Source organism: Vibrio antiquarius, assembly GCF_000024825.1.
Lineage (GTDB): Bacteria > Pseudomonadota > Gammaproteobacteria > Enterobacterales > Vibrionaceae > Vibrio > Vibrio diabolicus.
On record NC_013456.1, the window covers coordinates 1,032,033 to 1,056,067 of the forward strand.

A 24,035-nucleotide genomic window follows, 5' to 3' on the forward strand; every position below is an offset into this window, starting at 1 on the left:
AGAGGTGACTGCTGATTAAAGGATTAAAAATAAAGTACGCGCTGTAGTTCACTAAAACTTGTGATCCCTTGTTTGAGTTTTTCTATGCCCGACATTTGTAACGTGCTCATACCATTTGCGATGGCGAGTTTTTCTAGTTCATGTACCGACGCGCCTTTAATAAGCGCTTCGGAAAGAAATTCATCAAAGCGCATCACTTCATAAATCCCCGTTCGGCCGGAGTAACCATGAGTACATTCATTGCATCCGTCGGGATTGGCTTTAAAAATGTTGTCGCTTGCTTGAATACCGAGATGTTGCAACTGAACGGTAAGCTCTTGTGGTTGCTTGCAGACCGAGCACAGTTTACGGGCTAAGCGCTGGGCAATAATCAAACTAAGAGAGGAGGCCAAGTTAAAGCTTTCTACTCCCATGTTTGATAAACGAATCACCGTTTCAGCCGCAGAATTGGTATGTAAGGTTGAAAGTACTAAGTGACCGGTTTGCGATGCTTTTATGGCGATTTCCGCAGTGTCTAAGTCACGAATCTCACCGACCATTACCACATCGGGGTCTTGACGAAGAAAAGAGCGCAATGCCTCTGCGAAGCCAAAGCCGATCTTGGGTTGTACTTGTACTTGGTTAATGCCCGATAAGTTAATTTCTACCGGATCTTCTGCTGTGGAAATGTTGATTTCTGGCTTATTGAGAATACTCAGCCCAGTGTACAGAGAAACGGTTTTTCCGCTCCCGGTAGGGCCTGTCATCAGAATCATGCCTTGTGGGCGACGCAGCGCATCCAAGTACAATTGTTTTTGTTGTTCGCTATAACCAAGCTTGTCGATATCCAGTGACGCAGAGCTGCTGTCGAGCAGTCGTAATACAATTTTCTCTCCGAATAGAGTCGGTAGCGTGGATACACGCATATCAATCGCGGTGTCTTGATTCAACTTGAGCTTAATACGCCCATCTTGTGGTAAACGTCGCTCTGCAATATCAAGCTTAGAGAGGATTTTGATACGAGCGGATAAGCGGCGACTTAAGTGGCTTGGTGGCTGCTGTGTTTCAATTAAGATGCCATCACAGCGTAGGCGAACGCGGTACATCTTTTCATAAGGTTCAAAGTGGATATCGGATGCGCCTTTGCGCACAGCGTCCAACAGAATTTGGTTTATGTAACGGCTAACAGGAGACTCATCTTGGCTCAAGTCTTCAATGTTATCGATTTCATCTGCGCCCACGTCAACCAGATTGGCTAACTCTTCTTGGTTGATCTCTTTTAATCCAGACTTCTCATGACTCAATGAACGACCATACAAGCGTCGAATTGCCGCGCTGAGTTGACGAAAATCCGCCAAGACTAGTTCAACCTGTAACCCTGTCGCAAAACGAAAGTCATCTTCTGTTTGTTGGTTCGTCGGGTCGGCAACGGCTAATAACAAAGTTGAAGGCGTACGCTGGAGTGGGAGTGCGTTATGTCGAGTGATTAATTCACGTAGACCGAGTTGTTGACAAAGCGAAGCGTACTCATACTGAGATAACTCGGGCTGACTCAAACTAAAGAGAGAACTTAAGTGCTCAGCGAGTTCGCTTGATGTCAATAATCCAGAACTGAGTAAAGCCTCTGGCATCGAAATGCCAGAAGCTTTGACTTGCTCTATTAACGATTCTTCTTGGGAAAAGGTCAGTAACCCTTTTTGGCGAAGAGCCGTGGATAGGTTGGTCAACATTTAAGTTAGTTTGGGCAGTAGTCTGTTTGTGCTTTACCGCCAGCTTTACATGAAGCCCCCCACTCTAAGCCTTGAGTTTTATATGATGCAGCCATGATATATTGCTCGCCTTTAGCAATAGGTCCCTTAACTTTATCAGCTGCGGCAATAACTGCTATCGCACCAGAAACGCTAGCATCTGTGGCTTTAACAACGCTAATTTCTATATTATTCAAAACGAATTTAGCGGGAATTCCATTTTCTTCCTTTACACATTCACTAATAAATGTTGTTTCATTTGAGGCATTCTCATGGGCACATAATTCTACTGCTAATTTGGCTGCCGCAGCTGCTTTTGGAAATTCTGACAATGTCGCTTTCTTAGTATAATTTTGGTAAGCAGGAACTGCGAAAGCAGATAAGATGCCAATAATCGCCACCACAATCATTAATTCAATCAGAGTAAAACCCTGTTGTTTTTTTTGTTTACTGTTTTTCATTTTTAACCCTTTCCTAAAAATTAATAATGCTCTTGCATTAGCGAAAGATTATGGAGAGTTAAGGTGGGTTGAAAATGGGGAAGAGATGGGCTCTCGAGTGAGATAAAACTCTTTGGTGAAAAGTTGCATATCGCATGCAGAGTTTTGCGAGTAGTACTATTTTTTAGTGGATAAAAAGAAAGGGCCAATTGGCCCTTTTTAATGATGAATTACTCACAACCCACTGAGTTATTTGAAGTAATTTGAGATTTGTTGCTTTTGTTATTTGAAGCGCATCGAAAGATCCATCGCTTTTAGATGCTTAGTCAACGCGCCTACCGAAATGTAATCGACACCGGTTTCTGCGTATTCTGCGATGGTCTCTAGCGTAATATTGCCGGAGTTTTCTAAAGCGGCACGACCTGCATTAATCGCTACGGCTTCACGCATCATTTCTTTCGTGAAGTTATCGAGCATGATGATGTCGGCACCAGCGTCTATCGCTTGTTTCAACTCTTCTAAGCTTTCCGTTTCTACTTCTACCGGTTTGCCAGGGTTAAGCTCTTTCGCTTTTTGGATGGCTTGAGTGATGCCACCACAAGCAATAATGTGGTTTTCTTTAATAAGGTAAGCGTCGAACACACCGATGCGATGGTTAAAGCCACCACCGCACGTCACGGCGTATTTTAGTGCGCTACGCAGACCAGGAATGGTTTTGCGTGTGTCTAGTAGACGACACTCAGTATGCGCGATTTTTTCAGCGTACTCTGCGGTAACTGTTGCGCAGCCAGACAGCGTTTGGATGAAGTTCATTGCGTTACGCTCACCAGTTAACAAGTCACGAGCAGGGCCTGTCAGCGTACAAAGGGTTTGGTTAGGTTCGACTTTATCGCCGTCCTTTACGTGCCATTCAATGCTGACCTTACCACCGAGCTGTTTAAAAACTTCATCAGCCCATGCTTGACCACAGAACACACCATGCTCGCGAGTAATAATCGTTGCGGTATTAACTGCCTCGGCAGGGATCAAAGATGCAGTAATGTCGTTATCTACGTCGACACTGCCACCTAGATCTTCTTTTAAGGTATCAGCGACAGAGCGAGTGATCTCTAAAGGGAGTTGTTGTTTAAGGTATTCTAGGCGTTTTTGAATGTTGTGTGTGTTCTTCATCGCAAATCTTGTCTTGAAAGGGAGATGGCAACGGATGATACTCTCCGGTGTCAATAATTTCAGCAGTTAATTTGCAAAGAAGAGAGGTTGATATGCGCCCAATTATCGAGAATGGCTGGCTGACACAGGCAAAGCATGTTCCGTCACCATTTTTTGATGCCCGCTCTGATATAAACGACATCTCTCTGCTGGTGGTACACAACATCAGTTTGCCTCCTGGGCAGTTTGGTGGACCATATATAGAGGACTTCTTCACTGGCAAGCTAGACCCAAACGCACATCCATTTTTTGAAGTTATTCACAAAATGGGCGTTTCTGCACATTGCTTGATTAAGAGAAACGGCGAGGTTGTTCAATTTGTTTCTTTTCTCGATAGAGCATGGCATGCCGGTCAATCCAGTTTCGCGGGCAGGGAGCGTTGTAATGACTATTCCATTGGTATCGAGCTTGAAGGGACAGAATTTACTGCCTACACAGATGCGCAATATCAATCACTTGCAGAGATCACTGAGGTGATTATGCAGTCTTATCCCCACATCACCCTGCCACGAATTACCGGTCATCAATATATTGCGCCCTTGAGAAAAAGCGATCCTGGTCTAAGCTTTGATTGGGTGAAATATAGACAGCTTATACAGCGTTGATTTGTAGCGAAAGTGTAAATTCAAAAAAGCGAAATAAATAAGGCATACGATCAGGTATGCCTTTTTTTGATACCAGAAATATTAATGATTGTTAAAAGTTAACTACATTTTTACGCTCGTATACGCCGTTTTGGTGAAGAAATAGACTGATAATTTTGTCATTTTCTGTATTTCTTTTCCAAAATTGCTAGCACGTCGACTTCCCATTTGTATGCTTTATGTAATTGGTCATACCAATTCTATTGCTGTTTTAACAGTCGATTGTTATCAGAGTGTTGGAAGTAAGCTCGTTCTATGATTTAGGTCAATTTTCGGCTGGACAGTGGCGTTTTAATTATGTTAATTTCTGCACCAACTTAAAATTGGTATTACCAATTACCTGCAAGAGTAGAAGAACAATAAATTATGGCTTATCAAAGGATTCGTCAGCCAAAACTCTCTGATGTTATAGAACAAGAGTTAGAAAGGTTGATAGTGGAAGGAACATTGTCTCCGGGGCAACAACTGCCTCCAGAGCGTGAACTGGCAAGACAGTTCGATGTGTCTCGTCCTTCAGTCCGAGAAGCCATTCAACGCTTAGAAGCGAAGCGTTTGTTAACTCGTCGCCAAGGTGGCGGAACATTCGTAAGTGAGAATATCTGGAAGAGCTTTTCAGATCCCTTGTTGAATTTGTTGTCTAGTCATTCTGAAACCCAGCTTGATGTGCTTGAGTCTCGTCATGCAATGGAAGGAATTTCAGCTTACTTTGCAGCTTTACGTGGTACCGAAGAAGATTTTGCGCGTATTCAAGGTTGCCTTGAGCGCATTAGCCAAGAGCAAGCAAACAACGATATCGAAGCTGAATCTGCGGAAGTGATGCAATTTTTGATCGCTTTGACAGAAGCCGCGCACAACGTGGTTTTGTTGCACATTGTTCGAAGCTTAGCACCTTTGCTTGAGCAAAATATTCTACAAAATTTTAAATTACTACGTCGCCGCCCAGAAGCGGTCGAGAAAGTCAGTAAACACCGAGCCAATATCGTGGATGCGATTGTTTCTGGTCAGCCTGAAAAGGCGCGAGAAATGTCCCACTCGCACTTGGCTTACATCGAAGAAACATTGTTGGATTTGACTCGAGAAGAGTCTCGACGAGAGCGTTCTCTACGTCGAATTCAGCAGGGTAATGACTCGTAAGAGCGTTACTTAAATAAGTAGATCCAACCAACAGAAGGATAGATCGCCATGTCTGATATGAAGCATGACGTAGATGCACTGGAAACTCAAGAATGGCTACAAGCGCTTGAGTCAGTTGTACGTGAAGAAGGTCTAGAGCGTGCTCAATTCCTATTAGAGCAAGTTCTAGATAAAGCACGTCTAGACGGTGTTGATATGCCAACAGGTATCACAACTAACTACATCAACACGATTCCTGCAGACCAAGAACCAGCATACCCAGGTGACACAACACTTGAGCGTCGTATTCGCTCAATTATTCGTTGGAACGCTATCATGATCGTTCTACGTGCATCTAAGAAAGACCTAGAGCTAGGCGGCCACATGGCGTCTTTCCAGTCTTCTGCTGCGTTCTACGAGACATGTTTCAACCACTTCTTCCGTGCGCCAAACGAGAAGGACGGTGGCGACCTAGTTTACTACCAAGGTCACATTTCACCAGGTATCTACTCACGTGCATTCGTTGAAGGTCGTCTAACTGAAGAGCAGCTAGACAACTTCCGTCAAGAAGTAGACGGCAAAGGTATTCCTTCATACCCGCACCCTAAACTGATGCCTGAATTCTGGCAGTTCCCGACAGTATCGATGGGCCTAGGTCCAATCGCTTCTATCTACCAAGCTCGTTTCCTTAAGTACCTAGAAGGCCGTGGTCTTAAAGATACTTCAGAGCAGCGCGTTTACGCGTTCCTAGGTGACGGTGAGATGGATGAGCCAGAATCACGTGGTGCTATCTCTTTCGCTGCGCGTGAGAAACTAGACAACCTATGTTTCCTAATCAACTGTAACCTACAGCGTCTAGATGGCCCTGTAATGGGTAACGGTAAGATCATTCAAGAACTTGAAGGTCTGTTCAAAGGTGCTGGTTGGAACGTAGTGAAGGTAATCTGGGGTAACAACTGGGATTCACTACTAGCTAAAGATACTTCTGGTAAGCTTCTACAGCTTATGAACGAAACGATCGATGGCGACTACCAAACATTCAAATCTAAAGATGGCGCGTACGTACGTGAGCACTTCTTTGGTAAATATCCAGAGACAGCGGCACTTGTTGCTGACATGACTGATGACGAAATCTTCGCACTTAAGCGTGGTGGTCACGAGTCTTCTAAGCTATACGCGGCATACAAAAACGCGGCAGAAACTAAAGGTCGTCCAACAGTAATCCTAGCTAAGACTGTTAAAGGTTACGGCATGGGTGAAGCGGCTGAAGGTAAGAACATCGCGCACCAAGTTAAGAAGATGGACATGACTCACGTACTACACCTACGTGATCGTCTAGGTCTTCAAGACATCCTAACTGACGAAGCAGTGAAAGAGCTTCCGTACCTGAAACTTGAAGAAGGTTCAAAAGAGTACGAATACCTACACGCTCGTCGTAAAGCGCTACACGGCTACACACCACAGCGTCTACCAAAATTCACTCAAGAATTCATCGTTCCTGAGCTAGAAGAATTCAAGCCACTACTAGAAGAACAGAAGCGTGATATCTCTTCTACTATGGCATTCGTACGTGCACTAAACGTTCTACTTAAGAACAAGAACATTGGTAAGAACATCGTTCCTATCATTGCTGACGAAGCGCGTACATTCGGTATGGAAGGTCTGTTCCGTCAAATCGGTATCTACAACCCGCACGGCCAAACTTACACACCAGAAGACCGTGGCGTTGTTTCTTACTACAAAGAAGCGACTTCAGGTCAGGTTCTACAAGAAGGTATCAACGAGCTAGGTGCTATGTCTTCATGGGTTGCTGCAGCGACTTCATACTCGACAAACGACCTACCAATGATTCCGTTCTACATTTACTACTCAATGTTCGGCTTCCAACGTGTTGGCGACATGGCGTGGATGGCTGGTGACCAACAAGCACGTGGTTTCCTACTAGGTGCAACTGCGGGTCGTACAACGTTGAACGGTGAAGGTCTACAGCACGAAGACGGTCACTCGCACATTTTGGCGGGTACGGTTCCTAACTGTATTTCTTACGACCCAACATTCGCGTACGAAGTAGCAGTAATCATGCAAGACGGTATCCGTCGCATGTACGGTCCAGAACAAGAAAACGTGTTCTACTACCTAACGCTAATGAACGAAAACTACGCAATGCCAGCAATGCCAGAAGGCGCTGAAGAAGGCATCCGCAAAGGTATCTACAAGCTAGAAACTTACACGGGCGACAAAGCTAAAGTTCAGCTAATGAGCTCTGGTACTATCATGAATGAAGTACGTAAAGCAGCTCAAATCCTAAGCGAAGATTACGGTGTTGCTTCTGATGTTTACTCTGTAACGTCATTCAACGAACTAACTCGTGATGGTCAAGATGCAGAGCGTTTCAACATGCTTCACCCAGAAGCGGAAGCGAAAGTACCTTACATCCAAACAGTAATGGGTACGGAACCTGCTATCGCAGCAACTGACTACATGAAGAACTACGCAGAGCAGGTTCGTGCATACATTCCTGCTGAGTCTTTCAAAGTTCTTGGTACTGATGGCTTTGGTCGTTCAGACAGCCGTGAAAACCTACGTCGTCACTTCGAAGTGAACGCAGGTTACGTAGTAGTAGCAGCGCTAACTGAACTAGCGAAACGTGGCGAAGTTGAGAAATCTGTAGTTGCAGAAGCAATTAAGAAATTCGACATCGACACAGAGAAAACAAACCCGCTATACGCTTAATTAAGAAGGTAGATAAGAAATGGCAATCGAAATTAATGTACCAGACATCGGTGCGGATGAGGTTGAAGTTACTGAGATTCTTGTAAGCGTTGGCGACAAGGTTGAAGAAGAGCAGTCTCTGATCACAGTTGAAGGCGATAAAGCTTCTATGGAAGTTCCTGCTTCTCAAGCGGGTATCGTTAAAGAAATCAAAGTTGCAGAAGGCGACAAGGTTTCTACTGGTTCTCTAATCATGATTTTCGAAGCCGAGGGTGCAGCTGACGCTGCACCTGCTCCTGCGGCAGAAGCAGCTCCAGCAGCAGCTCCAGCTCCAGCAGCAGCGGCAGCAGAACTAAAAGAAGTTCACGTACCAGACATCGGTGGTGATGAAGTTGAAGTTACTGAAATCATGGTTGCCGTTGGCGACAGCATCGAAGAAGAGCAATCTCTTCTAACTGTTGAAGGCGACAAAGCTTCTATGGAAGTTCCAGCGCCATTCGCAGGTACGCTAAAAGAGATCAAAGTTGCAGCTGGCGATAAAGTATCGACTGGCTCACTTATCATGGTATTCGAAACAGCAGGTTCAGGCGCTCCAGTGGCACCAGCGGCAGCTGAAGCTCCTGCGACAGCAGCTCCAGCAGCGTCTGCGGCAAAAGAAGTGAACGTTCCAGATATCGGCGGCGACGAAGTTGAAGTTACTGAGATCATGGTTGCCGTTGGCGACACAGTGGAAGAAGAGCAATCTCTAATCACTGTTGAAGGTGACAAAGCTTCTATGGAAGTTCCTGCACCATTCGCTGGTACAGTGAAAGAAATCAAGATTGCAGCTGGCGACAAAGTGTCTACTGGCTCACTAATCATGGTATTCGAAGTGGCGGGCGCAGCTCCAGCTCCTGCAGCGGCTCCAGCTCAAGCAGCAGCACCTGCGGCTCCGGCTCCTAAAGCAGAAGCTCCAGCGGCAGCAGCTCCAGCAGCGACTGGCGATTTCAAAGAAAACGATGAGTACGCTCACGCGTCTCCAGTTGTTCGTCGTCTAGCACGTGAATTTGGCGTTAACCTTTCTAAGGTTAAAGGTTCTGGTCGTAAGAGCCGTATCCTAAAAGAAGACGTTCAAGCTTACGTGAAAGATGCACTTAAGCGTCTTGAGTCTGGCGCAGGTGCAGCAGCATCTGGTAAAGGCGACGGCGCGGCTCTTGGTCTACTACCATGGCCAAAAGTGGACTTCAGCAAGTTTGGTGAGACAGAAGTTCAACCGCTATCTCGCATTAAGAAGATCTCTGGTGCAAACCTACACCGTAACTGGGTAATGATCCCGCACGTTACACAGTGGGATAACGCAGACATCACGGCTCTTGAAGCATTCCGTAAAGAGCAAAACGCGATTGAAGCGAAGAAAGACACTGGCATGAAGATCACGCCACTAGTGTTCATCATGAAAGCGGTAGCTAAAGCGCTTGAAGCGTTCCCAGCGTTCAACTCTTCTCTATCAGAAGACGGTGAGAGCCTAATTCTGAAGAAATACGTGAATGTTGGTATTGCGGTAGATACACCAAACGGTCTAGTTGTTCCTGTATTTAAAGATGTGAACAAGAAAGGCATCTACGAGCTATCTGAAGAGCTAATGGCTGTTTCTAAGAAAGCACGTGCTGGTAAGCTAACTGCGGCTGACATGCAAGGTGGCTGTTTCACTATCTCTAGCCTAGGCGGTATCGGCGGTACGGCGTTTACTCCAATCGTAAACGCGCCAGAAGTTGGTATCCTAGGTGTGTCTAAGTCAGAAATGAAACCGGTATGGAACGGTAAAGAGTTCGAACCGCGTCTACAACTTCCACTATCTCTATCATACGACCACCGTGTGATCGATGGTGCTGAAGGTGCGCGCTTCATCACTTACCTAAACTCATGTCTATCTGACATTCGTCGTCTAGTTCTGTAATAGAAATTAGATGAATGAGAGGCGGCAACTTAGCCGCCTCTGCTAATCATAATTACCGACAATTTGGTTATCAGCCTTGCTTCGTTCAGGGTTTTCACAATCGAATTGTTGTCTAGCTCACAGGCTAAATTGATTTACTTTTCACACCATTAACATCTCTGTAAACTGTTAGCGGTCTGAAAATAACTGTTTAAAACAAATCTCTCTTAAACATAAAAAATCGATACCCACTCAGCCTGTTAGGGATAATGACTACAAGAGGTCAAAATGAGCAAAGAAATTAAAGCCCAAGTTGTTGTACTTGGTTCTGGTCCTGCTGGTTACTCCGCTGCATTCCGTTGTGCGGATTTAGGTCTTGAAACTGTACTAGTTGAACGTTACAGCACGCTTGGCGGTGTATGTCTGAACGTGGGTTGTATCCCATCTAAAGCACTGCTTCACGTTTCTAAAGTAATTGAAGAAGCGAAAGCGATGGCTGACCACGGCGTTGTGTTCGGTGAGCCTCAAACAGACATCAGCAAAATCCGCATCTGGAAAGAAAAAGTTGTTAACCAACTAACTGGTGGCCTAAGCGGCATGGCTAAGATGCGTAACGTTACAGTAGTTAACGGTTACGGTAAGTTCACTGGCCCTAACTCTATCCTTGTAGAAGGCGAAGGTGAGCCAACAGTTGTTAACTTTGACAACGCAATCGTTGCGGCTGGTTCTCGTCCAATCAAACTGCCATTTATCCCGCATGAAGACCCACGTATTTGGGACTCTACTGACGCTCTTGAACTAAAAGAAGTGCCAGAAAAACTGCTTATCATGGGGGGTGGTATCATCGGTCTAGAAATGGGTACGGTTTACCACTCTCTAGGTTCTAAAGTTGAAGTTGTTGAAATGTTTGACCAGGTAATTCCTGCAGCAGACAAAGATATCGTGAAAGTATTTACTAAGCGTATCAAAGACAAGTTCAAGCTAATGCTAGAAACGAAAGTAACAGCAGTTGAAGCAAAAGAAGACGGTATCTACGTTTCAATGGAAGGCAAGAAAGCGCCAGCTGAAGCTGAGCGTTACGATGCGGTTCTAGTTGCTATCGGTCGTGTACCAAATGGTAAGCTAATCGACGGTGAAAAAGCGGGTCTAGAAATTGACGAGCGTGGCTTCATCAACGTTGATAAGCAAATGCGTACTAACGTTCCTCACATCTTCGCGATCGGTGATATCGTTGGTCAACCAATGCTTGCTCACAAAGGTGTGCATGAAGGTCACGTAGCTGCTGAAGTTATCTCTGGTAAGAAGCACTACTTCGACCCTAAAGTTATCCCTTCAATTGCGTACACTGAGCCAGAAGTAGCTTGGGTTGGTAAGACTGAAAAAGAAGCGAAAGAAGAAGGCATCAAGTACGAAGTGGCGACATTCCCATGGGCAGCATCAGGTCGTGCAATCGCATCTGACTGTACAGACGGTATGACTAAGCTAATCTTCGACAAAGAAACTCACCGCGTAATCGGTGGTGCTATCGTTGGTACTAACGGTGGTGAACTACTTGGTGAAATTGGCCTTGCAATTGAGATGGGCTGTGATGCAGAAGATATCGCTCTGACTATCCACGCTCACCCAACTCTACACGAGTCTGTAGGTCTAGCTGCTGAAGTATTTGAAGGTTCAATCACTGACCTGCCAAACAAAAAAGCAGTTAAGAAGAAGTAAGCTTTGTCTGACTTAATGATAGAAACCGCTGCATTGCAGCGGTTTTTTTATGTTTGTTAGGTAGGAATATAAACGTGTGCTCGGCTGACAGCAGACAATAAAAAGCCCACCAAACGGTGGGCTGACATATATTGCGAGTTAAGCTTTAGTGTTCACGGTTGTAAATGCAAAGCATGTCTAAGTATGAACTAACAAGGTGCTTAAGTTCCGCTTCACTTTTTGCACGGTTCGCTTGGACAAACAGTGAGTAACAAATACCGTGGAACAAGTTTGCCAAGTGTTCTGAATCGTGCTGGTCACACACTTCGCCGCGTTCAATCGCTTTAATGAACATGTTTTGTACCAGCAACTGGTTAGTACGGTTAGTTGAAACAAACAATGGCCATACTTCATCACGTGTTGAAGCACTCCACTCGAACCAAACTTTTAGCCAGTGACAATCTTGGCTGACAAGCTCAATCATCGCGTTAGTGATATTGGCGATGTTTTCACGCGCGTGTAAGTCTAAGTCAATGTTATCCGATAGGAAGTTCGAGAACTGACGTACGACGTGGTTGAGTACTTCATCCACTAAGTCTTCACGAGTCGGGAAGTAGTTAAAAACGGTCGCCACAGAAACTTGAGCAATTTCTGCGATATCTGCGTGACCACCACGACCGATGCCGCGACGCGCAAATACTTCCAATGCGATTTCCATTAACTGTTGCTTACGTTTGATCGGGGAAAGCCTAGTTCTAGGTCTCTTTGCAATTGAGTCCATATCCATTTTCCTTGCCATTTGAGTTGATATTGGGGGTAACCCCCTAATTGATTATTTTAATAGTTGCTTAAAGCAATGATGAGTGTAATGGTGCATATCAACAAGGTCAACATCTGTAGAACAATTTATATACAGTAATGTCATTATAATTGATAAATTTAGCTATGAACTTTATAAAACTAAGACCTTCTTCCAAGATTTTTTGGCAACAGGATGTGACTTTCAACCCAATGAACGTGGTGATACACTACACGCCGTAAGATTAGGTGATCGTTTGCGTGCGACTTACCTCAACCCACAAATTAGATTGAGCACAGTATGAAACATACAATAGAAGTCATGATTTCTGAGCAAGAAGTTCAGGAACGAGTTCGTGAATTAGGCAAACAAATTACAGAGCGTTATCAAGGTAGTGAAGATCTTGTGTTGGTAGGCTTATTGCGTGGCTCATTTGTATTTATGGCAGACTTGGCACGTGCTATCGAACTGACTCACCAAGTGGATTTTATGACAGCGTCAAGCTACGGCAACACAATGGAAAGTTCACGTGACGTTCGTATCTTGAAAGATTTGGATGATGACATCAAAGGCAAAGACATTTTGCTTGTTGAAGACATCATTGATACAGGTAACACACTAAATAAAATCCGTGAGATCTTATCACTGCGTGAGCCGAAGTCTATCGCGATTTGTACGCTCCTAGATAAACCATCTCGTCGTGAAGTGAATGTTCCAGTGGATTGGATTGGTTTCGAAATCCCAGATGAGTTTGTCGTTGGTGTGGGTATTGATTACGCGCAGAAATACCGCCACTTACCATACATCGGTAAAGTTGTACCTCAAGAATAATCATTGAGAGCAGCATTAAAAATATAAAAAAACGCCCATCTCAGATGGGCGTTTTTTGTTCAACTTTTAGATGTAGCTTAGCGACAAAGCAGCTTATTGTCTGTATTTAGAATCGTCGAAAGGGCTTTCTGATAAGACGCTTCTACGGTTTCCTTAGAGTTAGAACGAATGCCTAAGTACTCTAAACGACCATCTTCAATTCCGTATACCACGCCATGAATTTCAACATCTTGCCCACGCTCCCAAGCGTTTTGCAGGATGGTTGAGTTACCCAAGTTGTACACTTGCTCTGCGACATTAAGCTCGCCTAGTTTATCTGCTCGATCTTGCTGCGGCATTTGATCTAGGTAAGTGCGGTGTTTGAAATAGATATCTCTGATATGTAACAGCCAATTATTAATAAGACCTAGCTTAGGGTTATCAATGGCTGCGTTTACGCCACCACAGCCATAGTGTCCACAGACAATGATGTGCTTAACCTTAAGAACGTCTACGGCGTATTGAACGACGGACAGACAGTTGAGATCAGTATGGATGACTTGGTTTGCAACATTCCGATGAACGAATAGTTCACCCGAGTATAGTCCGGTTAGTCGCTCGGCAGGGACACGGCTATCAGAACAGCCAATCCAAAGAAAATCGGGCTTTTGACCCTCTGCGAGTTTTGCGAAGTATTCAGGTCGATCAGATTTGATCTCTTGAGACCATTTTGAATTGTTTTCAAATAACTGTTTAATTTCCGGCATCTTGCAAACTACTTCCCTTAAAAGACAAAAGCGCTGCCGCTTATATGAACATGCAAGCGATCAGTGTTGTAACTATACACAATGTTACAATTTCGATCTCGTTAAATATTCGTCAGACAGGACTCATCTGACTAGTTTTCATCAATAAAAACGTAAAATTAGGCCTAATTATTTGTGGTGTGAATTTAGCCTTAATCTATTTATGGTTTAAATTTTCGCCTGGCTCGTTAAAGTAATGACATTTTACTTTTTAAAATTGAATGCAGGGAAATCAGCAGTGTTCGGTAGTCGTTTTGAAGATATTAATTTCAAAGGGGATGTATTTGGCGGGGTAACCACAGCGATTATCTCTCTTCCTTTGGCGTTAGCGTTCGGTGTTGCATCCGGTGCAGGGGCAGAAGCAGGCCTCTGGGGCGCAATAATGGTCGGTTTGTTTGCTTCGTTGTTTGGTGGTTCTAATACGTTAATATCAGAACCAACAGGGCCAATGACGGTAATCATGACCGCTGTGTTAACCAGTATGATGGCGAAGTATCCAGAAACGGGCATGGCCATGACCTTCACGGTTGTTATGATGGCTGGTGCGTTCCAAATCCTATTAGGGACGTTAAAACTGGGTAAATACGTTACCTTGATGCCTTATAGCGTGATTTCGGGCTTTATGTCAGGGATTGGCGTGATTCTTATCATTTTGCAGCTATCACCTTTGATGGGGCATGCCGCGCCTTCTGGAGGAGTGCTCGGAACATTATCTGCTTTGCCGGATACCATTTCTAACCTTAAGTTCAGTGAACTGTTTTTAGGTCTACTGACTTTGGGTATTCTCTTTTTCTTCCCTAAGCAATATCGAAAATATGTACCAGCGCAACTCGTGGCGTTGGTTGCGGTGACTTTGTTGTCTGTGATGCTCTTCGATACGGAAGACATTCGTCGTATCGGTGAAATCCCGGCAGGATTGCCTTCTCTCGTTGCGCCTCATATTGATCCAGATATGTTTGTTGAGATGGTTATTGATGCGTTGGTGCTCGGCACCTTAGGTTGTATCGATACTTTGTTGACGGCGGTTATCGGTGACTCCTTGACTCGTAAAGAGCACGACTCAGACAAAGAACTGCGAGGCCAAGGTCTTGCCAACATGATCTCAGGCTTGTTCGGTGCACTACCTGGCGCGGGCGCAACGATGGGCACTGTGACTAACATTCAAGTTGGGGCTCGTTCGCCATTGTCCGGTGTGATTCGTGCACTTATGCTTGCATTGGTCGTATTGGTTGCTGGTGGATTAACGGAGCCGATCCCAATGGCTGTGTTGGCTGGCATTGCAGTATATGTCGGCTTTAACATTTTGGATTGGAGTTTTATTCAACGAGCACACAAGGTTAGCTTTTCCGGAATGGCGGTAATGTATGGCGTTATGTTGCTCACAGTGTTTGTTGATCTTATCGTTGCCGTGGGCTTGGGCGTCTTTATTTCCAACATTATTATCATTGAGCGTCTGAGCCGAGAACAGGCGAGGCAAGTGAAAGCGATCAGTGACGCGGATGAAGACGATGTGCCGCTAACTGACAGCGAGCGTGGCTTGCTTGATCGCGCCAATGGCAAAGTACTGTTCTTTTATCTTTCGGGTCCAATGATCTTCAGTGTTTCTAAGGCAATTTCACGCCAGCACTCCAGTATTTCGGATTATGATGTGATGATTCTCGATCTTACCGATGTACCTATGATTGATGTTACTGTCGGTTTAGCGTTAGAAAACGCGATTAAAGATGCGCTCGATGCTAATTGTGCCGTGTATTTGTTGTGTCCAAATGAGCGCACGCGAGAACAGCTAGAAAAGTTCCACGTTATTGATCTTGTCCCGAATGACAATATGTACCAATTCCGTTATGAAGCATTAAATGCGGCGGTAGCTCATGTCGAGGCGGACCAGTATCAGCGTATAACGGCGTAATCACTCTGATCGTTAAAAACGCAACAGCGCTCTGTTGCGTTTTTTATTCCCTAACTTTTCCTTACTTGCAGATAACCTTTACGTTGATAAGGACTATATTTCCAATATTATCGAAAGGTTTAATTGTAATCATCGTTATTCAACGATAAACTGATGGACCTCCAGTACAATACCCAAGGCGATTTCGTAGTAAACCGCTGATAAACATCGAGTCGGTATTAGTAATCACAAACAAACGGCAATCACGACCTTATGTACGCATTAGAAATTGAACAGCTGCGCAAGACGTATGCAGGTGGCTTTGAGGCGTTAAAAGGTATTAGTCTCCAAGTGAAAAAGGGTGACTTCTACGCGCTTCTGGGTCCCAATGGTGCAGGAAAATCGACCACGATTGGCATCATCTCCTCCTTAGTGAACAAAACTTCTGGGACGACGAAAGTTTTCGGTTATGACATTGATACCGACCTTGAGTTGGCCAAACAGAATTTAGGCTTGGTGCCACAAGAGTTCAACTTCAATCAGTTTGAAACTGTTGAACAAATCGTGATGCAGCAAGCGGGCTATTACGGTGTGTCTAAAGTATTAGCCAAAGAACGAGCTGAAAAGTACCTGAAAAAACTCGATTTATGGGAAAAACGTAAAGAGCGTGCCCGTAATTTATCTGGCGGAATGAAGCGCCGGTTGATGATCGCCCGAGCTTTGATGCACGAGCCGCAGTTGCTCATTTTGGATGAACCAACGGCTGGGGTGGACATTGAACTACGCCGCTCAATGTGGGAATTTCTGAAAGAGATCAACCAAGAGCAAGGGATTACGATTATTTTGACGACGCACTACCTAGAAGAAGCGGAGATGCTGTGTCGAAATATCGGCATTATCAACCGGGGTGAGTTGATTGAAAACACCACCATGAAGGCGTTGCTAGGTAAGTTAAGCGTCGAGACATTTATCCTAGACATTGAATCTGAAGGCGAGGTGCCTGAGCTTGAAGGCGTCAATCGACAAAGTATTGTTGATGGCTCTTTAGAGATAGAGCTAGATAAAAGCCAAGGATTGAATTCAGTGTTCAGTCAGTTAACAGAGCATGGTACTAAAGTTCTTTCAATGCGTAACAAAGCCAACCGACTGGAAGAGTTGTTTGTCAGCATTGTAAGAGAAGGGAGTAAGTAAATGTACGGTTTATATTGGACGGCATTTCGTAGCTTGCTGAGCAAAGAGATCACCCGTTTTACGCGCATTTGGGTGCAAACTTTAGTTCCGCCTGCAATCACAATGACACTGTATTTCATCATTTTCGGTAATCTAATTGGCTCTCGAATCGGTGAGATGAGCGGCTTTAGCTACATGGAGTACATAGTTCCAGGTTTGATCATGATGTCGGTGATCACCAATTCATACTCGAATGTGGCGTCTTCGTTCTTTAGTGCAAAACTACAGAAGAACATTGAAGAGCTGCTGGTGGCACCGGTGCCAAATTACGTGATTATTGCTGGATACGTAATGGGCGGTGTGACTCGAGGTTTGTTAGTAGGCGCTATTGTTACCTGTGTGTCTTTATTGTTTGTGGATCTGCAAGTTGAACACTGGGGCATTATTGTTGCGACCGTCTTCATGACATCCGTTGTATTTGCTCTAGGCGGGCTGATCAATGCGGTCTATGCAAAAACGTTTGATGATATTTCGATCATTCCTACATTTGTGTTGACCCCGTTAACCTACTTGGGTGGTGTTTTTTATTCCATCAGCTTACTGCCTGAATTTTGGCAAGGTGTCTCTAAGATTAACCCAATCGTCTACATGGTGAATGCGTTCCGTTATGGTTTTTTAGGCGTATCGGATGTGGGTATTGTCACCTCATTCAGTGTGCTTGCGGTGTTTGTGATAGCGCTGTATGCCGTTGCTCATTACTTAGTAACGAAAGGTATTGGGCTAAGAAGCTAAGACTCTCCCACACAACAAAGAGCAGCGAATCATGCTGCTCTTTGGCATGCATAACAATACATAACCATACAATCTTTCAGTTTTTATCATGATAGGTTTCAATCATTTGTAATAAATGAGTGATCCTATGAATATTGTCCCGCCGCCGCCTTTCTCCTATCAGTTACTTAAGCCCAAATATTGGTCTGTATGGCTGGCATTTGGATCTTTAGCGATTCTTGTTAATGTACTGCCATACATAGTATTGCGAATCTTAGGTAGAAGCATCGGTTGTGTTGCGATGCATGTAATGAAGCGCCGACACAAGATCGCTCTGCGTAATCTCCAGCTGTGTTTCCCTGATTTTACGGACTGGCAATGTAAGGACGTAGTACGAAAAAACTTTCAATATACGGGAATGGCGATCATCGAAACGGGGATCGCCTGGTTTTGGCCAGATTGGCGGATACGTCGGATAACCTCTATTGTTGGAAAAGATCGTTTACTCGCTGAGGAAAAGAATGGCCGTGGTGTGTTGGTGGTGTGCAGTCACCATTTAAACTTGGAGATAACCGCTCGTATTTTTAGCCAGTTTGCCAAAGGTTATGGCGTTTATCGCCCAAATTCGAACCCTGCTTATGAGTTTATTCAACATCGAGGTCGAACTCGTTTTGGGCATCAAATGATTGATCGAAAAGACGTTAAATCAATGCTCAAAGTTCTGAAAAATGGTCATCGACTGTGGTATTTGCCCGACCATGATTATGGCGTCAGCCATTCTGTTTTTGCGCCGTTCTTTGCTGTTGAACAAGCCGCGAGTACCGTGGGCTCTAGTGTGCTTATAGACGCAACAAAGTGTGCGGTCATATCTGGCGTCACAGTGAGCAAGAATCACCATTACACGTTATATATTGGAAAAGATATCAGTGAGCGTTTCGAGAGGCGTAATGCGATTAAAGCGGCAAGTATCTTGAACCAAGAGCTTGAGAAAATGATAAAACGTGATATTCCAGCGTGGATGTGGCTGCACAAGCGGTTTAAAACACGCCCTGAAGGGTTAGATTGCGTCTATACGTAGAAAATAAAAAAGGTCGACTAAGAGTCGACCTTTTTACGTCTTGATGGCTCAGAGCTTACTCTGCGCTCTCTGAGTTTGTATTACTAGACTCTGCTTCTTCCTTCGCTTCGACAACCATATCTACCGTTTGGTTATCGATAAGACGAGCTTTGCCTAAGAACGCAGACATCAGAATGACGGCTTGTGTCGTTTCTGGTGTGATCACTTGTAATGTACGAGCATCACGAATGAAGATCTCATCAGGGTGCAAACCTGCAGCTCGCAGTTGGTCGCTCGCATCTTCGATGATCGATGCGTAGTCATCACGGCCGCCACGAATGGCACTGCTGATCCAACGCATTGTACGAGCAAGTACTGGCGCACGTTGACGTTCGTCAAGTGTAAGCAGACCATTACGTGAGCTCATTGCTAAACCGTCCATTTCACGTACGGTTGGTACACCGATGATTTCAATGTCCATCGCAAGATCGACAACCATCTTGCGGATAACAGCAAGTTGTTGAAAATCTTTCTCACCAAAACAGGCCACATCTGGCTGAACGATGTTAAATAGCTTGTTTACGATGGTTGTGACGCCACGGAAATGACCAGGGCGTGAAGCCCCTTCTAAAATAGTCGATAGACCCGGAACATCAACAAACGTTTGTTTATCAAGCCCTTCAGGATAGATAACTTCTGGTGTCGGCGTAAATACCACATCGACCCCTTCAGAGGTTAATTTGCTTAAATCTTCCTCTAGCGTACGCGGGTAATTATTTAAATCGTCTGCACGATCAAACTGCATCGGATTAACAAAGATGCTTACGACAACGATATCAGCGTATTCGCGTGCTTTACGCACTAAAGTTAAGTGACCTTCGTGAAGGTTGCCCATGGTTGGGACAAACGCAATTTTACGACCTTCACGTTTAAAGGTTTTAAGGTGTTCACGAACTGCTGAGATTTCCGCAAAAGTTTGCATGCATTTATCCTCTAGGCAATGGTATGAGCGTCGTCTGGGAATACACCGTTGGCTACATCTTCAATGTATTTAGCAACGGCTTTGCGCATATCACCTGTTTCAGCAAGAAAGTTTTTGGAGAATTTCGGCATGTAGTTGGCAGAGATACCGAACATATCATGCATCACGAGAATTTGACCATCTGTCACGTTACCAGCTCCAATACCGATAACAGGCACGTCGAGCACTTGCGTAATACGCTCAGCAAGCTCAGCAGGCACGCACTCTAGTAAGACGATTTGAGCGCCTGCTTCTTGCAGTGCTAACGCATCTTTCACCATGCGGTCCGCTTTTTCTTGATCGCGACCTTGAACTTTGTAACCACCAAAAATATTCACGGCTTGAGGAGTTAAACCAAGGTGAGCACAAACTGGAACCGAGCGTTCAGTGAGCATTTTTACAGTGTCGACTAGCCAGTCACCACCTTCAATTTTCACCATATTGGCACCAGCACGCATCAGTGTAGCCGCATTTTCGCAAGCTTGCTCTGGCGTGGTGTAGCTCATGAATGGCATGTCAGCCATCAACAAACAATTTGGGCTACCTGCGCGTACGCAACGAGTATGGTAAGCGATATCATCGACCGTTACTGGCAGAGTATCGTTGTGACCTTGCAAAACCATACCTAGAGAATCACCAACAAGAAGTACTGGCATTTCTTGGCTTTCAAACAGTTGGGCAAAGCTCGCATCATAAGCGGTTGAAGTAGCAAATTTACGACCTTCTTGCTTCCACTTGATTAGGTCGTTGATGGTCATTTTTTTCATGGTTTTATCCTTACTAGGAGTTGGCTATGACTGCCAGATACTGAGGCCGTTTCTATCTACTTGTTCCAGTAGTTTAGAGACCTCGGTCCCATCGGGGAGTTGTAAACTTGGTGCAATTTCCGCAAGAGGGTAGAGTACGAATTCACGCTCTTTCATTCCATAATGAGGAACGATCAGCCTCTCGGAATTAATCACCTCATTGCCATAAAGAACAATGTCGAGGTCCAAGGTTCTTGGTCCCCAACGTTCGTCTTTACGGACACGCCCTTGTTCTTGCTCAATGGCTTGTGTGCAATCGAGCAACTCAAGAGGCGTCAAACTGGTGTTAATCGACACAACCGCATTGATGTAATCCGGTTGGTTTTGTGGTCCCATTGGCGTGCTGCTGTATAGCGAAGAAGCCTGAACAAATTCTGATTTAGGCAGCGTTTTTAACGCTTCAATCGCTTGCTTCGCTTGGCTGACAGGATCAGCCAAGTTACTGCCTACCGCAATGTACGCTGTGATCATGACTTAGGCTTACTCTTTTTCTTGCGATAGGTTTTACGGCGGCGCTGACCACTCTTCGGTGATTGACCGTCTAGGTCGGCAGCCATTGCTTGACGCATTTCTCGGCCTGCATTTTGGAAAGTTTCCCACCACTTGGCAAGCTTCTGAGTGTCACCACCTTCAATTTCACCGCGCATTTCAAGAAAATCAAAGCCAGCTCTAAATTTATTGAGCTCCATAAGACGGAATGCACGTTTACCGTTGCGTCGTGGAAGACGAAGCTGTAACTGCCAAATCTCGCGAATGGTTGCGGTGTGGCGTCTTGGAATGGCAATTGTACGAACTTGTTCATCAAGAATGATGTTACTCGCTTCCATAATAGCGTCGTAATGGCCTAGGTTGCGCTCTTCCATCAGTTCATCGGCTTTCGCACACAGTGGGTACCACAGCATTGCAGCAAACATAAATGCTGGATTGATGCGTTTCCCATCTTCGATGCGCATGTCAGTAGAATCCAACACGAGATCCAACATTTGCTCTGTGTAAGAGGAGTAATCTTCCGTGAAGTGCGCTGCAATCGTCGGGAAGAGTTGCTGGAATAGGTTGTACTCACGCAGTAGGTGGTAGGTTTCTAAGCCATGACCGGATTGCAATAACTTGAGTGACTCTTCAAAAAGACGCGCTGACGGAATGTCACCGAGCAACGGTGCCATGTGTTCGATTGGTGCCGCGGTGTCTTCTTCAATATCAAAGTCCAGTTTTACTGCGAAGCGAACTGCACGCAACATACGTACTGGATCTTCACGGTAGCGTGTTTCTGGATCGCCAATCAGTCGAATGAGGCGATCTTCTAAATCCTCAATACCACGTGCGTAGTCGTGAATCGAGTAATCCGCGATGTTGTAGTACATCGAGTTAATCGTGAAATCACGGCGCTCAGCATCTTCATCGATGGTGCCGTAGACATTGTCCCGCAGCAGCATTCCTTCTTTAGATTGTTGAGAGATGCTCTTGTTCTTTTGCTCTTGGTGGTGACCACGGAATGTCGCAACCTCAATGATGTCTCGGCCAAACATAATGTGAGCCAAGCGAAAGCGGCGACCAATCAAACGGCAGTTACGAAATAGCTGTTTGATCTGTTCCGGCGTTGCGTTGGTCGCAATGTCAAAATCTTTTGGTTTCTGTCCAAGCAGTAAGTCTCGAACCCCGCCACCCACAAGAAAAGCATCGAAACCAGCACCATTTAGGCGGTACAGTACCTTCAGTGCATTATCACTGATCTGCTTACGCGAAATGTTGTGCTCTTCACGAGTTATTACATTGAGAGCGAGCTCTGGAATAGTGGCAGGTTCGCTTGGTGTATAGTCGTTTGTATTCATGTGCATCTGGCAATAACTGGGTTTAGTCCAATCTTGCTTTGGTTAGTTTTTGCGCCTCTAGGGCCTAATTTGCGGCTAATGATAGCCTACACAATGCCATTTGAGAATCACGGTGTGATCTCGATCTCTGTTGGAAGCTGTTCCAAGCGCCAGTTTTCGCAGCCCCAACGAAGAATCTTTTCTATGTTGGCCGCTTTTATGGCTTCCGGTATCTCGAAGCCCAAAAATGTCATGGCGCGTAATAGAGTAGGCTTTGGTGTCTCTATATCAATAGCCGTCGCGTGATTTTGTTTCGACAGTTTATTGCCGTTGTTGTCCATCGCCAATGGTAAATGCAAGTAGCTGACTTCAGGCTGCCCAAGTATCTGGTACAGACTGATTTGACGCCCTGTTGGCTCGATTAAGTCTGCACCACGCACGACTTCTGTGACGCCTTGGTCGATGTCGTCCAATACTACCGCAAGATTATAAGCAAATAATCCATCTCGACGTTTAATAATGAAATCTTCATTAACGAGTTGCTCTGGAATCTTAATTGTTCCACGCTTCTGATCGAAGAAATGAGCGACAGGCTTGGTCATTTTTAGGCGAATCGCGCCGTCTTTCAAGTTTTTATCGCGGCAAGTGCCAGGATAAAACCCGCCATGCTCTTTAATTTGCTTTCGAGTACATTGGCAATAATAGGCCTCACCATTTTCGAGCCATGTGTTTATTTGGGCTTGGTAAAGGTCATGACGTTCACTCTGGTATACCACCTCTCCATCCCAATGCAGCTGGTAGGCTTTGAGCGCATCTAGGATAAGTTGCGCCGCACCTGGCATTTCTCTTGGTGGGTCCAAGTCCTCAATACGTACTAACCAGGTTCCGTTGTGTGCTTTCGCTTGAAAATAGCTGCCAAGAGCGGCAATCAGTGAACCAAAATGTAAAGGACCAGAAGGAGATGGGGCGAATCGACCTACATAGCGTGTCATGCGTGTATCTCGAATTTAGTAAACAAATGGGATGCAAAGGTAGTCAAAACAAAAAGGGAGCCTGAGCTCCCTTCAATAATCATAATGCTTGGTTGATTAACCTTGCATTTGCTTCTCTTTGATTTCTGCAAGTGTTTTACAGTCAATACATAGGTCAGCGGTTGGACGTGCTTCAAGACGGCGAACGCCAATCTCTACGCCACAAGACTCACAGAAGCCAAAATCGTCTTCTTTGATTTTATCCAAAGTCTTTTCAATCTTCTTGATCAAACGGCGTTCGCGGTCGCGGTTACGCAGTTCTAGGCTGAACTCTTCCTCTTGAGAGGCGCGGTCAACTGGATCTGGGAAGTTTGCTGCTTCGTCCTGCATGTGGTGAACGGTACGATCCACTTCAGCTCTCAGCTGGTCGCGCCAAGCTGTTAAGATTTTCGTAAAGTGTTCAACCTGCTCTGGTGACATGTACTCTTCACCAGGTTTTTCCTGATATGGCTCCACGCCGGCAATGGCTAGGATGCCTATCGTTTTCTTCTTTGATTCTGGCATACAGCATCTCCTACTTACACCTAGTCAACTGCTACGCAGTCAATTTAAGGCGGGTATCTATAGCAAAAAGAGGCGGTGCAAGCAAATACTGAATCGCAAAGTTATCGTC

The 24,035-nt window shown here is 45.1% G+C and carries 21 protein-coding genes; 10 read left to right on the forward strand and 11 right to left on the reverse strand.

What is annotated here, in order from left to right; translation table 11 throughout:
• Positions 1-23 precede the first annotated feature (23 nt).
• The 3 genes from pilB to nadC form a co-directional block, all read right to left on the reverse strand.
• Positions 24-1,709: a type IV-A pilus assembly ATPase PilB gene (gene pilB, locus VEA_RS05015; RefSeq protein WP_006743172.1), complete on the reverse strand. Its 1,686-nt coding sequence runs from the start codon at positions 1,707-1,709 to the stop codon at positions 24-26.
• Between the two features lie 5 nt (positions 1,710-1,714).
• Positions 1,715-2,188 (reverse strand): pilin, encoded by a 474-nt coding sequence (locus VEA_RS05020; protein WP_012841419.1) that lies wholly within the window; start codon positions 2,186-2,188, stop codon positions 1,715-1,717.
• Positions 2,189-2,449: 261 nt separating this feature from the next.
• A complete protein-coding gene (gene nadC, locus VEA_RS05025; RefSeq protein ID WP_012841420.1) occupies positions 2,450-3,337 on the reverse strand; it encodes a carboxylating nicotinate-nucleotide diphosphorylase in 888 nt (295 codons plus the stop codon).
• A gap of 92 nt (positions 3,338-3,429) precedes the next feature.
• Here nadC and ampD point away from each other — a divergent pair, with 92 nt between their 5' ends.
• The 5 genes from ampD (at position 3,430) to lpdA (ending at position 11,476) form a co-directional block, all read left to right on the forward strand.
• The gene (gene ampD, locus VEA_RS05030; RefSeq protein WP_012841421.1) at positions 3,430-3,981 is read left to right on the forward strand and encodes a 1,6-anhydro-N-acetylmuramyl-L-alanine amidase AmpD; all 552 of its coding nucleotides are present in this window, start codon (positions 3,430-3,432) and stop codon (positions 3,979-3,981) included.
• A 405-nt stretch (positions 3,982-4,386) separates the two neighbouring features.
• Positions 4,387-5,154 carry a pyruvate dehydrogenase complex transcriptional repressor PdhR gene (pdhR, locus tag VEA_RS05035; protein ID WP_005396680.1) on the forward strand — a complete coding sequence of 256 codons (768 nt, stop codon included), beginning with the start codon at positions 4,387-4,389 and terminating at the stop codon, positions 5,152-5,154.
• A gap of 48 nt (positions 5,155-5,202) precedes the next feature.
• Complete coding sequence (aceE, locus tag VEA_RS05040; RefSeq protein WP_005396679.1) at positions 5,203-7,866, forward strand: pyruvate dehydrogenase (acetyl-transferring), homodimeric type; 2,664 nt, start codon at positions 5,203-5,205, stop codon at positions 7,864-7,866.
• 19 nt (positions 7,867-7,885) lie between these two features.
• Positions 7,886-9,781 (forward strand): pyruvate dehydrogenase complex dihydrolipoyllysine-residue acetyltransferase, encoded by a 1,896-nt coding sequence (gene aceF / locus VEA_RS05045; protein ID WP_006743170.1) that lies wholly within the window; start codon positions 7,886-7,888, stop codon positions 9,779-9,781.
• Positions 9,782-10,048: 267 nt separating this feature from the next.
• A complete protein-coding gene (gene lpdA, locus VEA_RS05050) occupies positions 10,049-11,476 on the forward strand; it encodes a dihydrolipoyl dehydrogenase (protein ID WP_006743169.1) in 1,428 nt (475 codons plus the stop codon).
• A gap of 145 nt (positions 11,477-11,621) precedes the next feature.
• Here the strand turns inward: lpdA and opaR are convergent, their stop codons facing one another.
• Positions 11,622-12,236, reverse strand: a complete 615-nt coding sequence (opaR, locus tag VEA_RS05055; protein ID WP_031780576.1) for a transcriptional regulator OpaR — start codon at positions 12,234-12,236, stop codon at positions 11,622-11,624.
• A 318-nt stretch (positions 12,237-12,554) separates the two neighbouring features.
• Between opaR and hpt the strand changes: the two genes are divergently transcribed.
• On the forward strand, positions 12,555-13,085 hold the full coding sequence (gene hpt, locus VEA_RS05060) for a hypoxanthine phosphoribosyltransferase (protein ID WP_005379995.1): 531 nt from the start codon (positions 12,555-12,557) through the stop codon (positions 13,083-13,085).
• 77 nt (positions 13,086-13,162) lie between these two features.
• Here the strand turns inward: hpt and can are convergent, their stop codons facing one another.
• Positions 13,163-13,831, reverse strand: coding sequence for a carbonate dehydratase (gene can, locus VEA_RS05065; protein WP_005379996.1), 669 nt, complete (start codon positions 13,829-13,831; stop codon positions 13,163-13,165).
• A gap of 277 nt (positions 13,832-14,108) precedes the next feature.
• Between can and VEA_RS05070 the strand changes: the two genes are divergently transcribed.
• The 4 genes from VEA_RS05070 (at position 14,109) to VEA_RS05085 (ending at position 18,777) form a co-directional block, all read left to right on the forward strand.
• The gene (locus VEA_RS05070) at positions 14,109-15,779 is read left to right on the forward strand and encodes a SulP family inorganic anion transporter (RefSeq protein ID WP_012841422.1); all 1,671 of its coding nucleotides are present in this window, start codon (positions 14,109-14,111) and stop codon (positions 15,777-15,779) included.
• 252 nt (positions 15,780-16,031) lie between these two features.
• Complete coding sequence (locus tag VEA_RS05075) at positions 16,032-16,949, forward strand: ABC transporter ATP-binding protein (RefSeq protein ID WP_006743166.1); 918 nt, start codon at positions 16,032-16,034, stop codon at positions 16,947-16,949.
• Positions 16,950-17,720, forward strand: a complete 771-nt coding sequence (locus VEA_RS05080; protein ID WP_005396714.1) for an ABC transporter permease — start codon at positions 16,950-16,952, stop codon at positions 17,718-17,720.
• Positions 17,721-17,847: 127 nt separating this feature from the next.
• Complete coding sequence (locus VEA_RS05085) at positions 17,848-18,777, forward strand: Kdo(2)-lipid IV(A) acyltransferase (protein WP_012841423.1); 930 nt, start codon at positions 17,848-17,850, stop codon at positions 18,775-18,777.
• 55 nt (positions 18,778-18,832) lie between these two features.
• Here VEA_RS05085 and panC read toward each other — a convergent pair whose 3' ends face one another.
• The 6 genes from panC to dksA form a co-directional block, all read right to left on the reverse strand.
• The gene (gene panC, locus VEA_RS05090) at positions 18,833-19,738 is read right to left on the reverse strand and encodes a pantoate--beta-alanine ligase (RefSeq protein WP_005396717.1); all 906 of its coding nucleotides are present in this window, start codon (positions 19,736-19,738) and stop codon (positions 18,833-18,835) included.
• 11 nt (positions 19,739-19,749) lie between these two features.
• Positions 19,750-20,544 carry a 3-methyl-2-oxobutanoate hydroxymethyltransferase gene (panB, locus tag VEA_RS05095; protein ID WP_005396718.1) on the reverse strand — a complete coding sequence of 265 codons (795 nt, stop codon included), beginning with the start codon at positions 20,542-20,544 and terminating at the stop codon, positions 19,750-19,752.
• Positions 20,545-20,568: 24 nt separating this feature from the next.
• Positions 20,569-21,054, reverse strand: coding sequence for a 2-amino-4-hydroxy-6-hydroxymethyldihydropteridine diphosphokinase (gene folK, locus VEA_RS05100; protein WP_005396720.1), 486 nt, complete (start codon positions 21,052-21,054; stop codon positions 20,569-20,571).
• Positions 21,051-22,418, reverse strand: coding sequence for a polynucleotide adenylyltransferase PcnB (gene pcnB, locus VEA_RS05105; protein ID WP_005396721.1), 1,368 nt, complete (start codon positions 22,416-22,418; stop codon positions 21,051-21,053). Before pcnB ends, folK begins: the two co-directional genes overlap by 4 nt.
• 101 nt (positions 22,419-22,519) lie before the next feature.
• Positions 22,520-23,383 carry a tRNA glutamyl-Q(34) synthetase GluQRS gene (gene gluQRS / locus VEA_RS05110; protein ID WP_012841425.1) on the reverse strand — a complete coding sequence of 288 codons (864 nt, stop codon included), beginning with the start codon at positions 23,381-23,383 and terminating at the stop codon, positions 22,520-22,522.
• A 96-nt stretch (positions 23,384-23,479) separates the two neighbouring features.
• The gene (dksA, locus tag VEA_RS05115; RefSeq protein ID WP_005386584.1) at positions 23,480-23,926 is read right to left on the reverse strand and encodes an RNA polymerase-binding protein DksA; all 447 of its coding nucleotides are present in this window, start codon (positions 23,924-23,926) and stop codon (positions 23,480-23,482) included.
• Positions 23,927-24,035: the final 109 nt, after the last annotated feature.